General features: G+C 39.7%; 11 protein-coding genes. 5 read left to right on the top strand and 6 right to left on the bottom strand.

The window, feature by feature from the left end; all coding sequences use genetic code 11:
- Positions 1–131 precede the first annotated feature (131 nt).
- Together H4J54_RS18445 and H4J54_RS18440 are read right to left on the bottom strand one after the other, a co-directional pair.
- Complete coding sequence (locus tag H4J54_RS18445) at positions 132–1871, bottom strand: sodium:solute symporter family protein (RefSeq protein ID WP_182192397.1); 1740 nt, start codon at positions 1869–1871, stop codon at positions 132–134.
- On the bottom strand, positions 1871–2122 hold the full coding sequence (locus H4J54_RS18440; RefSeq protein WP_182192523.1) for a DUF4212 domain-containing protein: 252 nt from the start codon (positions 2120–2122) through the stop codon (positions 1871–1873). Before H4J54_RS18440 ends, H4J54_RS18445 begins: the two co-directional genes overlap by 1 nt.
- A gap of 289 nt (positions 2123–2411) precedes the next feature.
- Between H4J54_RS18440 and H4J54_RS18435 the strand changes: the two genes are divergently transcribed.
- From H4J54_RS18435 to H4J54_RS18425, 3 genes are all read left to right on the top strand, one after another.
- Complete coding sequence (locus H4J54_RS18435; RefSeq protein WP_182192396.1) at positions 2412–4253, top strand: putative nucleotidyltransferase substrate binding domain-containing protein; 1842 nt, start codon at positions 2412–2414, stop codon at positions 4251–4253.
- Positions 4254–4268: 15 nt separating this feature from the next.
- Entirely contained in the window at positions 4269–4967 is a 699-nt protein-coding gene (locus H4J54_RS18430; RefSeq protein ID WP_182192395.1) for an exonuclease domain-containing protein, read from the top strand.
- Between the two features lie 233 nt (positions 4968–5200).
- The gene (locus H4J54_RS18425) at positions 5201–5437 is read left to right on the top strand and encodes an RNA-binding protein (protein WP_146877867.1); all 237 of its coding nucleotides are present in this window, start codon (positions 5201–5203) and stop codon (positions 5435–5437) included.
- A 115-nt stretch (positions 5438–5552) separates the two neighbouring features.
- Here the strand turns inward: H4J54_RS18425 and greB are convergent, their stop codons facing one another.
- From greB to H4J54_RS18410, 3 genes are all read right to left on the bottom strand, one after another.
- On the bottom strand, positions 5553–6026 hold the full coding sequence (gene greB, locus H4J54_RS18420; protein ID WP_182192394.1) for a transcription elongation factor GreB: 474 nt from the start codon (positions 6024–6026) through the stop codon (positions 5553–5555).
- A gap of 305 nt (positions 6027–6331) precedes the next feature.
- The gene (locus tag H4J54_RS18415) at positions 6332–6961 is read right to left on the bottom strand and encodes an OmpA family protein (RefSeq protein WP_182137125.1); all 630 of its coding nucleotides are present in this window, start codon (positions 6959–6961) and stop codon (positions 6332–6334) included.
- Between the two features lie 389 nt (positions 6962–7350).
- Positions 7351–10239, bottom strand: a complete 2889-nt coding sequence (locus H4J54_RS18410; protein ID WP_182192393.1) for a pitrilysin family protein — start codon at positions 10237–10239, stop codon at positions 7351–7353.
- Between the two features lie 163 nt (positions 10240–10402).
- Here H4J54_RS18410 and H4J54_RS18405 point away from each other — a divergent pair, with 163 nt between their 5' ends.
- Positions 10403–11233 (top strand): SDR family oxidoreductase, encoded by an 831-nt coding sequence (locus tag H4J54_RS18405; RefSeq protein ID WP_259367064.1) that lies wholly within the window; start codon positions 10403–10405, stop codon positions 11231–11233.
- Positions 11234–11308: 75 nt separating this feature from the next.
- Here H4J54_RS18405 and H4J54_RS18400 read toward each other — a convergent pair whose 3' ends face one another.
- On the bottom strand, positions 11309–12262 hold the full coding sequence (locus tag H4J54_RS18400; RefSeq protein WP_259367063.1) for a peptidylprolyl isomerase: 954 nt from the start codon (positions 12260–12262) through the stop codon (positions 11309–11311).
- A gap of 369 nt (positions 12263–12631) precedes the next feature.
- Here H4J54_RS18400 and H4J54_RS18395 point away from each other — a divergent pair, with 369 nt between their 5' ends.
- Positions 12632–13342, top strand: coding sequence for a DUF445 domain-containing protein (locus tag H4J54_RS18395; protein ID WP_182192392.1), 711 nt, complete (start codon positions 12632–12634; stop codon positions 13340–13342).
- Positions 13343–13565 lie beyond the last annotated feature (223 nt).

The raw sequence follows: 13565 nt of genomic DNA, 5'->3' as shown, positions 1-13565 counted from the left end.
TAAAGGTTATTTTACAACTGTGTATCTTACATCAGTTGGTTATCTAGCTTAAAGCCATCCTTAACAATAAAAACTAAAGGCTCCACAAGTGGAGCCTTTATTTAATCGGTATTAAATACCATCACACGCTATTAGTGATCATGTGCTGTTGAAACACCACCATGTGGTGTACGGAAGTTTTCAACTAATTGTTGGATATGAGCTGGCGCTGGACCTGTAAATCTTAATACTGTAAAGGCTACAGCAAAGTTAACAAATGCGCCGACTGAACCAAAGGCATTAGGTGAAATACCAAAGAACCAGTTAGGACCCATATCACCTAAGAAAGATGTACCTGGAATAAACATAAGGCCTTTGTGTTGGAACACATAAAGCATAGTTACACCGATACCTGAACACATACCCCATACTGCTGCAGTGCCACTCATTTTCTTAGAAAATATACCCATCATTAGTGCTGGGAATATTGATGATGCAGCTAAACCAAAGGCTAGTGCAACCGTTCCTGCGGCAAAGCCAGGCGGATTTAAACCCAACCAGCCAGCGACCAGAACCGATATGGTCATCACAATTCGACCTGCTAGTAACTCATTTTTCTCAGTTAAATCGGGCGTTAATATACCTTTCATTAAATCATGGGAAATAGATGAGGATATTGCTAATAGTAAACCTGCTGCAGTAGATAAAGCGGCAGCCAAACCACCAGCGGCAACTAATGCAATTACCCAGTTTGGTAAGTTTGCGATTGCAGGGTTAGCCAATACCATAATGTCACGGTCAACTTTAATCATTTCATTCGTTGTTTTATCAGCGTTGTATTGTATTTTACCATCGCCGTTTTTATCTTCGAATTGTAATAAACCCGTTTTTTCCCAGTCTTTAAACCACTGAGGACGTTCAGCATATTCCATATTTTGACCGGCTGCTGGCTCAATAGTGTTCATTAAGTTCAAACGAGCCATAGCGCCAACTGCTGGAGCAACTGTGTATAACAAAGCGATAAAAACTAAAGCATAACCTGCTGATTGACGTGCTGCTTTTACTGAAGGAACAGTGAAGAAGCGCATGATAACGTGAGGTAAACCTGCTGTACCTATCATCAGTGACAAGGTATAGGCGAACATATTTACTGAGCTACCCATGTTATCAGTAGTGTATTCTTTAAAACCAAGATCAGTGACTACCATGTCCAGCTTATCAAGTAAGTAAACACCACTACCATCTGCCAAGGTAGAACCTAAGCCTAGTTGTGGAATTGGGTTACCTGTTAACTGTAAAGAAATAAATACTGCTGGAATGGTGTAAGCAAAAATCAATACACAATACTGAGCAATTTGCGTGTAAGTAATACCTTTCATACCACCGAGTACCGCATAAACCCAAACAACGAACATACCGATGTAAAGGCCTAAATCATAATCAACTTCTAAGAAGCGAGAGAAAGCAACACCCACACCTTTCATTTGACCTATGATGTAAGTTAATGAAGCTATGATTAAACAAGCAACCGCAACAATACGTGCAGTTTTTGAATAATAACGATCAAAAATAAACTCAGGTACAGTAAATTTACCGTGTTTACGCATATAAGGTGCAAGCAACATGGCGAGTAATACATAACCACCTGTCCAACCCATTAGGAATACAGAACCGCCATAACCTAAGAATGAGATCATACCAGCCATTGAAATGAATGACGCAGCACTCATCCAATCGGCACCGATAGCCATACCATTTTGCATTGGCGTAATACCACCACCAGCGACATAGAAATCACTGGTTGAAGCCGCACGCGCCCACCAAGCAATACCAAAGTAAACGGCGAAAGAACCGAACACGGCAATGTAAGTATAAAGTTTTAACTCATCCATTATGATTCCTCCACGTTATATTTTTTATCAAGTTCGTTCATTTTTTTGGTATACCAAAAAACTAAACCGACAAATGTGTAAATCGAACCTTGTTGTGCAAACCAGAAACCTAGCTTATACCCACCTAGACGTATCTCATTTAATGGTTCAACAAGCAGTAAACCAAAACCAAATGAAACTACGAACCAAATAACAAGACTTATAAATATTAGGCGCAGATTCTCTGACCAATATGTTGCATTACCTTCCATCATTCTCTCCTAGCAATTATTCCTATTAAACCTGTTTAGCTTAATAGGCACAGCGTTTTATGATTTTTATACGCTTTATACCCGTTGTTTAAAGTAAGGTTGACTATTAATTCGACCAGCTAGCACAAGCAAACTTGGATAAATGAATACTTAACCTACTCTAGGCTACACACTAACAATCTTTTTTCGACTCTCATATTAAACTTTAGTCTAGAACACAGGTGAAATAGTTGACTTAAGGGTTAGAATTCATCTAAATACACTCAGGATACTTATTGGAGATATTGCCATGGACTCAGCATTAACCGAAATCAGTGAATTTATACAAGCGATTCCTCCGATGGATTTATTGCCTAGTAATATCATTGAACAAGTCGTTAAAGAGATCAGTATTTGTTATGTGCGTAGGGGGCAGTCGCTACCTCCAGAGGGTATTGTAGCAGCGAACCTCTACATCTTACGCAAAGGTGCATTAAGTTATGTCACTGAAAATGATGAGTTATTGGGGAAATATAGTGAAGGTGATATTTGTACCGCTTTTTGCCTAAATAATGATGACAAAGCTAAAGTTACCTCTGATGAAGATACCTTGCTTTACAGCATCAACTACCATAACTTTCACCAGCTGGTCAGTGAATATCCCGATGTGCTGGCATTTTTTCAGCAAACATCTGAGCAACGCCTCAATAAAAAAATGCTGCAAGTTAATGAAGACGCTATTTTAAATTCTTCATTACTTAATCGCTCAATCGCTCATTTTTGTCATGACCCTGTTTTTACCGTAAGTCCTGACACTAGTATTCAACAAGCGGCTATTTTGATGACAGAACAAGGTTTTTCATGTTTGGTTATTGTACAAAATGATCAGTTACTCGGCATAGTCACCGACAAAGATATTCGTCGGCGCTGTGTGGCGCAAGGTTTAGGTATTGATCAACCTGTTAGCATAATCATGACCGATGACATGGCGACAATCGATATTAAAAGTACCGCCTATGACGCGTTAATGATGATGACACAAAAGCATATTCATCATTTACCTGTCACTGCAGATAGCCAACTCAAAGGCATGATCACTGTGACTGATTTAATGAATAACGAAGGGCAAAATGCCATTAACATTACCAGCATTATTCATAAAGCAAAGTCGGTCGACGAACTCATCGAAATCAGTAGCATGATACCCAAACTGCAAATTCGGATGGCAAAACTAGGCACTACTGCTGATCATGTCGGTAAAAGTATTAGTGCCATTACCATGGCGTTTACCATTCGATTAATTGAAATGGCGGAAAAATTATTAGGTCCACCACCTGTGCCTTATGCCTGGTTGGCCGCAGGCTCGCAAGGAAGACAAGAGCAATTTGCTCACTCAGATCAAGACAACGCCTTGATCATTTCAAACGACATGCAACCACAGCATGGCTACTGGTTTAAAGATCTTGCTACTTTTGTTTCTGATGGCTTAGCCGCTTGTGGTTTTATTTACTGCCCTGGTAATGTCATGGCGACAAATCCCCAGTGGTGTCAAACACAAAAAAAATGGTCACAATATTTTGCCCAGTGGATTAACACACCAGACCCAAAAGCCTTAATGCATTGCAGCACTTTTTTTGACTTAATCACGGTTTATGGCGAGAGTAGTTTACTCGAGCAAGTTCGAGTGAAAATGTTAAAAAAAACCCAAAGTAGCACATTATTTATTGCACACTTATCGCGTAATGCTTTAAATTTAAGGCCACCATTAGGTTTTTTCCGTGATTTTGTCTTAATTCAAGATGGCGAAAATAAAGCCACACTAGATTTAAAACACAACGGTATTGCCCCAATAGTTGATCTGGCTCGTATTTATGCACTATCTGAGGGGATTTCTTCGGTCAATACCATAGAGCGGTTAAAGCAAGCCGCAGGAACACCTTCATTAACCAAAGCATCGGCAGCAAACCTTATTGATGCCTACGAATTTTTAAGTATGCTGCGCATGATGCACCAAGCCAACAAATTACAAAAAGGACAACAGCCTAATAACTACTTGTCACCTAAAGAGATATCTAAACTCGAGCGTGAACACTTAAAAGATGCCTTTAAAGTGATCAAAACCATGCAAGACAGCCGTCAGTCAACCTATTAGCGATAGTCATTTATTATGTTAAACCATCATCCATTAACTTGCTGGCTATTCGGTTACGAAGCACAACGTAAACGTATGCTAAAAAAGGCGCCTGAAGGGCCATTGCGTGATTTTCTCAGCGTACCCTTTCCACCGCTTTACACGCCGTTGAATTGTATTCCAATTTTAGCGGTAGATTTTGAAACCACAGGTTTAGATGCCGTGCAAGATCAGTTACTCAGTGTCGGTTGCGTAGAATTAAACCATAATCAAATAACGCTTGGCAGCAGTTATCACCAAATTATTAACGCTAAAGGTAGTTTAAAGGCCAATAATGTTACTATTCATCAAATTACTGACGATCAAAAAGACCAAGGTCAGCCCTTAGCTGAGGTCATAGAACAATTACTTAAGCGCCTTGCAGGCAAAGTGATGTTAGTGCACTTTGCCCGTATTGAACGACAGTTTTTGCGACAAGCCTGCCTTGAACTCTATGGTATGGCGCCACCATTTCCCATCATAGACACCTTAGTGGTCGCTAAAAGAATACTCGATAAAAGAGATGTGGCCTACGACCCTTCTGAATTAAGACTGTTAGCCTTACGCGAAAAGTACGATCTGCCTGAGCACTATGCCCACAATGCACTCAATGACGCTATCGCAACAGCTGAATTGCTTTTGGCGCAGTTAAGCGAAAGAAGTAAGGATTTGTCACTGCAGCAATTGATTTTATAAGCTGAGTATTAAGCTATTGGCTAGAGCAATAGCCGCTACTATTGAAATACTTAAGGTGCTGACAACAACTTTGCCACACCATGGCGCCTGTACCTGCTGCATTTTAATAGACAGATTGTGCACGTCGAGCACGGCTATGTGGCTAAGTTATTTTAGCCAAATGCAGAAAATAGCTTGGTCTATTGCCAAACTATGAGATAATTATGGTCGCAATCACATACCTATGGTCAATTATGAAACTTTTAGTTCGCAACCTTTCTCGTACGACAACCGAACAGGAACTCCGTATTTTATTTTCTGCTCATGGCACTGTCACTGAATGTAACTTAGTTTTAGACCAAGAAACGGCCAAATCAAAAGGTTTTGCTTTTGTTGTAATGCCTGATGAAAAAGAAGCAAAACTAGCCTTATCTAATCTACATGAAACCAAAATAGCAAAAAATAAAATTCGTGTGAAAATCGCGCAATAATATTAGCCAAACAAGAGAAAAACAAAGCCAGCTATATGCTGGCTTTTTTGTCATTAAATAAAACTAAACCTCGTTAGTACTTGTAGAGTGAGAATACAGCTATTATTCGTACCTATTATTGCTCATACTGAATATCACTAACGTACCAAATTTTTTCACCTTTTGGCGTCTTCACGACCACTTCGTCATCAACGGATTTTTTTAAGCAAGCGCGTGAAATAGGTGAGTCGATTGAAGAAAAATCGTTGCGGCCATAGATCTCTTCTGAGCCGACAATACGAAACCTGAGCGTTTCATTATCGTCATTGTTTAAACTCACCCAAGCCCCAAAAAATACTTTACCTTCTTGTTGTGGTCCGTAATCAACAATCTTTAGCTCTTCAAGTATTTTGCGGAGATAGCGCACACGGCGGTCTATTTCACGTAGGCGTTTTTTGTTGTACTGATAGTCAGCATTTTCACTGCGATCACCTAAGCTTGCCGCCCAGGATACTTTACGAGTGGTTTCAGGACGGTCTTCACGCCACAGTTTATTTAACTCTTGTTGTAATAAAACATAACCCGCTCGGGTGATTAATTTTGTTTTCATAACTTGTACTATAGTTTCAATAACTGGTGATGAAGAGCGTTAGCTGCAAATAATGCAAAAAATAAAACACTCATTTACCCGTCATAATATCGTGAAAAACCTGGCTAGGCTAGTGATACCCATCAACCTAACATATGAAGTCATTGAGTATAATTATTGTTTGATAACAAGTTAGTGTATGAACAGCAAGCTAGTGTTGATGAACCCAGAAGGGCACTAAGGTATTGAGTTTTCTATGCCTTTAAGATGAAAAATACCACGAGGTTACGTGGTATTTTGTCTTACGTTTGTTCTAATGGTTTAGGCTATGTTTGCTTTGGAATGATTTGAATTTCAACCCGGCGATTAAGCGCGCGGCCATTAGCCTTCATGTTATCAGCCACAGATCGAGACTCACCATAACCTATGGTTTTTAAACGACTAGCAACAATATCTTGATTGGTTAGATATTGCTTAACACTGCCGGCACGTTGCTCAGATAAGTTTTGATTAAACTCTGCTCCACCTTGGCTATCCGTATGGCCTTCAATGCTCAACAAGGTTTTCTCATATTTATTTAACACCCGTGCGATATCGTCTAGCGTGCTGTAAAAGCCAGAAGTAATATAAGCTTGGCCAATGGCAAAAGTGATATTGGCCGGCATAATTAAACGTAAGTTATCACCTTCGCGCACCACTTCAATACCTGAGCCTGATAATTCGTCACGAAACTCTTGCTCTTGTTTATCCATATAATCGCCAATAGCCACGCCAGCAAGTGCACCAATGGCAGCGCCCCAAACAGCACGTTTATTCTTATGGTTACTGGTCGACTTACCGAGAATAGCGCCAGTAATTGCGCCAATAGCGGCACCTTTTTCTTTATTGGTGCTTGCACAACCACTAAACGCTAACGAAAGAACCACTAAACTGATGATAGATTTTTTGAATTGCATAAATACGACCTTAAGGAGAATAATACGATTTGAAATAACTTGTTTTATCATACCAAGGAAAAATGAATGGCAGATGAACAAGCGTGGCGATAAGCTTTAACTTGGAATTTAACTTAAGTGATTGTATCAATTTTACCAGCATAAATAACATGTTAAAGCTTAACTCTTTCCATCGCGGTGCCTATATTTACAAAAGTGTGGGTTTTTGGCGTAATGCTGGAGTGATGACCGAGCTGCTTAATACTGCTAAATAGAGGAGGTTTGAGAGGTGCCTAAATATAAAAACACCACGGCTAGCGTGATGTTTTATTTAAATAACGGATGATGTTAACGTTCAAAGTAGGCGTATAAAATGTAGGAATAAAGTTAGCTTTATACCTTACATAGCCCTATTGAAATACCGCATCAACAGCGATCACTTCAACATTTTTACTGGTTAACTTCAGTTGATAGCTTTCGATAATTTTATCGCTAGCTAATAACTCAGCGGGTTTTTCAGCATTATATTTCAATGATGAAACTTGCTCTGACAACAAGCGTTTTTTCATGTCTTCGCCGTCACCTGAAACAAATACATAGTGAATATTATCAGTTTGTAAGTTTTCTTTAATCACACGATTGACATCGGCTAAAGATAATTTAGCAAATTGCCCACGTACATAGTTAACAAATTCTTCGGTTTTATAAAACTCACTATCAAGGGCATAACCTAGTTGCTGATCTTGGCTCGCTACTAGTTGTGGCGCATAGTTAGTTAAATAATTACGCGTTGCTTGAAAGTCTTTTTCGCTCATACCTTTTTCAATGAGCTTATCTAATTCGTATAACGCGGCCCGTGTCGCAAAATGGGCATCATTATTTGAACGTAATGGTCGCAGCCATACTTGAAAAATTTGACTAGAACGGCCTAAGTTTGCATCTGGTTTAGTTTGGTACATGCCACGCGGGAAATATTCGATATATGAATAATCACCGTAGTTCATACCACGTGCTTGGCGTATTTGTTGATACAAGTAGCTATTTGAACTTCTGTGTTCACCAAAGTATGAACGCACTAACCATAGCGCGGCCCAATCTTGGTCATTACGAATAGTATCGATTGGAAAACCGAATGAAACCGCGGTTGATTGTGCATTTTTTTCAACTATGGTCGCATGATGACCTTTTAACACTGGCGCGTTTGCAATGCTTAAGCGTTTTTCATCACCCACAGGTAAGGTCGAAAAATCACTCAATAATTGGCTTTTTAAATCACTTGGCAATGCGCCCGTTATACCCACATGCAATTTAGCCTGCGTAAGTTGTGCGCGATAAAAAGCCTGCACATCATCAAGGGTAATCGCGGCTAAATCAGATAAGTCGCCGCTATTATAATGCTCGTAAGCGTGACCTTGATAAAGTTCGCTATAAAGCACTTCTTTACCTAACTCTTCATCATTAGACGATTTTAGTCCTGATTCAATACCGTCAATTAACTCTTTTTTCAGACGTTTAAAGTCATCTTCGCGCCAGCCTGGGTTAAGTAATTGATCACTGATTAATTGATACCAAGGTTGTGCATTGTCTTTATGCACACGACCAGTAAAGGATATCATTTCTTTATCTAGCTGAGCCGAAAACTGTCCAGCTAATGGGTATAAACCTTGTTGTATGGCTTTATAGCTGCGCGTTTGTGAGCCACCTTGGGTCAACATACTTGCCATTAATGCCGCAACGCCTTTTTTGCCTGCGGGATCAGCCGCGGCACCGGTATAAAACAAAAAATTAACATCAATCAATGGTGAGTCATTGGTATTATCTAATAGCGCAAATTGTGCTTTACTCGCTGGCGTTTTTTTTACTTCACGTTTTGCCACCGCCGCGTTTAAATCAACTTCTTGCTCAAAACCCGTCACCTTATCTAATGCCGATAACGTAACCGTCGTGCGGTTATTATCAATAAAATATTTATTAGCGATACGCTTAATATCGTCAGCGGAGATATTATCGAAGCTGTTATAAAGGTGATTAATCGTTTCAGGGTCGCGATCAAAGTGCATGTAGCTTGCTAGGGTTGAAGCAATTGACTCTGAAGAGTCTAAGCTATTGACGAAGCTATATTTTAAGTTCGATTTTAAATTATCAAGCTTTTCTGTTGAGACTAATTCAGTGCGCGCTTGCGCGTAAGTTTGATTGATGGCATCACGCACAATCGCTAAATCTTTTTCTTCGTTCACCTTAATAAAGACGTGACGTAAACCGGCATCTTTTGTCGCTGGATTGTAGTTAAACATTTGGCTGGCCAACTGCTTGTCAACCACGAGTTCTTGATACAAGGCTGAGTTATTGGAAAAGTATAATTCAGAGATTAAATCTAATGCCGCGCGATCTTTTTTCTTGGGTTGCCAATCAGCCCCTTTATATGACACTAATAACCAATGGCCCGGTAAACCGTCAAATTTTTCATGGACATATTTAGCCGTTTGTTGTTTTGGCTCTGGTGTAATGTTATTAACAAAATCACCTCTTTGCCAATTACCCCAATGTTTTTCTACCATTGCCATAGTCGCTGTGGGCTCAACATCGCCAACAATTACTAACGAAACATATTCAGGTTTATAAAACTGTTTAAAGAACTTTTTGCCATAAGCAACTTGCTCAGGCATAGCTTCTACGTCTTCAAAAAAACCCATGGTAGTATGTTTATAAGTATGGCTGTCAAAGGCCTCTTTACGCACAGCAGCAAGTAATTTACGCACAGGACTGGCATTATTTTTTAAGTATTCACCTTTAACCGTTAATGCTTCAGTTTTAAATTGTGCTTCGGTGTAAGTTAGATTTTTAAAATGATCTGCTTGAATTTCTAATACTTTATCTAAGTGATTTTTAGAGAAATCTAAATGATAATTGGTGTAATCGTTGGTGGTGTAGGCACCATTATCAACACCGGCATTTTTAAATAAATCAGCATAAACCGCTTGTGGGAATTTTTCTGAGCCTTTGAACATCATATGCTCGAAAAAATGTGCAAAGCCGGTTCTACCCACTTCGTCTTCATCACGAGAGCCAACTGAAACTGGAATTTGCACAGAAACCAGATCAGGATAATCGGTTTTTACAATCAGCACGCGTAAGCCATTGTCTAATTCTTTAAAAACATAATTCTGACTGAATACTTTGTTGGTATTGCTGGCAACGGCGGCACTTTGTGCTGTTGAATTTTGGTGAGTTTGGGTGGCTATACAAGCCGACAGCGTCAAGCTGGCCACAATGGCCACAGCTAGATATTTTATTTTCATTATCAATCCCTTTATTGTTATGCTGATATCTTATGAAATTGATGATGTATTTTCACTATTTTCAGCATAAATGTAGCTAATAGTCTGTAACAAAATACATACATCATCAATACCACCAAACAAATTAAGCAGCAATGCCGTCGCGATAAAAAGAGAACTGAGCATGATGAATAATAATTTTATAGATAAAACCGTTATCATTACCGGCGCATCTGCCGGTGTGGGTGCTGCAACGGCAAGAACTTTTGCCCACTTAGGGGCGAATTTAGTCTTAGTGGCTCGTGGACAAGCGGCATTAGATAAAATTACTGAAGAGCTAGCAAGGACAACATCGGTCATCAATATTGCCATGGATATTAACGATCCCACAGCCAATGAAAGCTTGCTGGTCAAAGCAGCGCAGGCCTTTGGTTCGGTTGATGTATTGATCAACAATGCTGGTTTTCATCAACGTGGTGAGGTAGAAAGTAACCACGCAAATGATCTGGCAAAAATGGTTGATGTTAATTTACGTGCGCCGATTCAATTGTCCTGCTTAATCTTGCCGTATTTACGCAAAGCGGGTGGCGGTGCAATAGTTAATGTTGGCTCGCTAGCCGGCAGAACGCCATTGCAGGGCGCGGCAACTTATGCGGCAACAAAAGCAGGCTTGCGAGCATTTACTTACTCGTTAGCCGATGAGCTAAAAGGGACAGGGATTTATGTTGGCGTGGTTTCACCTGGGCCTATTGATACCGGTTTTATTATGTCAGAAATAGATCAGGTAGAAGACATAGTATTCTCACAAGCCATGAGCAGTGCCCAACAAGTTGCCGATGCTATTGTTAGTATTGCTTGTGGTGAAGCAAGCGAAATATCCTTACCCAGAGCCAGTGGCTGGTTAACAACCGTGTCTTATCTTTTCCCGACACTGCGAAGAGTATTACGACCAGCACTCTATCGCAAAGGCCGCAAAGCGAAAGAGCAATATAAGCAAGGTAACACTAAGCTTTAATATAAAACCATAATGTAAAACCATAATCAGTCGTGCTATTTATCTACTTTGAAGTCTTATTTAATGAAGGTAGCGTTATTGAGCGAGTAAGCGGGTTAACACTGGCGTTTGACAGACATCAAGTACCGCGGGTGGTTTTTTAAAAAAGAAAGCATCGTCACGTTTAATACGCTCAGTTAATTTAGTGGCAAACAATTTATTTTCGGTATTTTTCACCGCTAAATGAATTTGTTTTTCTGCGGGGACATCTGCCATCATTTGCATAGATACAATGGGCGTATAGTCAGCACTTGCCACTTCAGTTTCACCCTCTATGGTGGCGGTTCGTGTTATCGCTTGGACATGATTCATGCCATAAATAACGCGGCCAAATATGCTCATAATACGATCTAAATATCTTGGTGCTTGACCATTAGTAATATAAAAATGACTAGAGCCTGAATTGGCATCGTTACCACGTGCCATGGCAATAATGCCCGGACAATGCGTTAACCAAGCACTATCTTCGCTAGGGTTATGAGCCAGTGCAAAACCGTCTTTAAAGCCAGTTTGCTCGGCGAATAAATCCTTGTTTTGCACTAAGGTAAACCGCCAGTTTTTATTGGTTGGCCATTCGCCTTCAAGTGCTAACAAAGGTACTGAGCCATCAAGGCTGCTGTCTTCCTCGGGGCCAGCCTGAGCAACAAAACCATCAATAACTCGATAAAATTTGTTGCCATCGTAATGCCCAGCCTGGGTTAAACGTATAAATTGTTCAACATGCCTTGGCGAGAATTGCGGTGCTAACTCAATCACGACTTCACCGTAAGGTAAGCTTAACAACACCATATTTTCAATCGCGACTGTTCGCCATTCATCTTGATTATTAGCCGGTTGGCCAGCGACGGGTGTTATTATATGTTTTTTAACCCCTTGCTGGGCATTGACTATGGTACTTAATACTAGGGTGCTGAATACGATGAGACTTAACGACAAAGTTAAGCGGTAAAAAATCATCAGCGGTCTTACAAATATTTTACAAAATTTCATGAAATTCCTTTTTAATTTTTATCTAACGTTATCTAACCATGTGATTGATTGTTTAATATTCCACCAAAAATTGCAAACCAAAACATAAATTTTACCACCAGTCTTTAGCCAAAGTAATATCAAATAAATGAATTATTGGCGCAACAGCAGGCAATTGATACCATATAGTAAAATTAGCAATAGCTAGAGGACTCACTATCTCCCCATTTAAAAGGGTTAAAATAAAAAATGATTGTGTTATAAAAGTGATAAGTAACATAACAACGTACTAAAATTTATATTTTGTATTGAGCTATTTTTCCTGATGAAAAAGTAGCCCACTTAATTATTCAAATCGGTATAACTGACCTTAACATTGACGGAGTTTTTGTGAATAAAAGTTTTATCACCAACTTTTTAGCCCTAATCGCTATTATTATTGGCTATATTGTCAGCAACAATATTATTTTTACCCTAGGTTTATTTGCCTTGTCTGGTGCAATAACCAATTGGCTTGCTATACACATGTTGTTCGAACGCGTGCCTTTTTTGTACGGCTCAGGGGTTATTCCCGCGCGTTTTGAAGACTTTAAAATTGCCATTCGCGCTTTAATGATGGAGCAATTTTTTACCGAAGAAAATATTGACCGTTTTTTAGCCGGTAACGACAACCCAGCCACGGCGATTAATCTTGCCCCCGTTATTAATAAAGTCGACTTATCACCTGCCTTTGATAATTTAGTCATCGTCATTGAACAGTCTTCTTTTGGTGGCATGTTAGCTATGGTCGGTGGCACTGAAGCACTACAACCTATGCGTGAGCCCTTTATTGAAAAAATGCGCGCATCGGTCATCGAAATTAGCCAAAGTGAAGAATTTAATGCCATTCTTCGGGAAGAGTTAGAGCAACCTAGCATCATGGCCGGCATGCGCGATAAGGTAAGCGATATTATTGAAAAGCGCCTTAATGAATTAACGCCACAACTCGTCAAAGAAATTGTGCAAAAAATGATCCAAGAGCACTTAGGTTGGCTAGTGGTTTGGGGGGGCGTATTTGGGGGTATTATTGGCTTTATTGCCGCCATAACAACCAAGTTCTAAAGCATGTGCTTTGCTCATCAGCAGTCAGTACAACATAATCGTGACTGACTGCTTTACTACCCTGCTGATTTATCACTAAGGTCGCTAATGAACTAGCTTAATTACCCAGTTAAAAAAGTCATTAATAAAGTCACTAAAACTTTCAGCATATGAAATTTCACTCGTCTAGCGCTTAAATCAAGCTAATAAATAGACAGGTAAATCCTTGTAGTAATCACAACCG

The sequence above is a fragment of the Colwellia sp. MB3u-8 genome (assembly GCF_014076985.1).
Classification (GTDB): domain Bacteria; phylum Pseudomonadota; class Gammaproteobacteria; order Enterobacterales; family Alteromonadaceae; genus Cognaticolwellia.
Note: the sequence above shows the minus strand (reverse complement) of the source record. Positions and strands in the feature narration are given on the sequence as shown.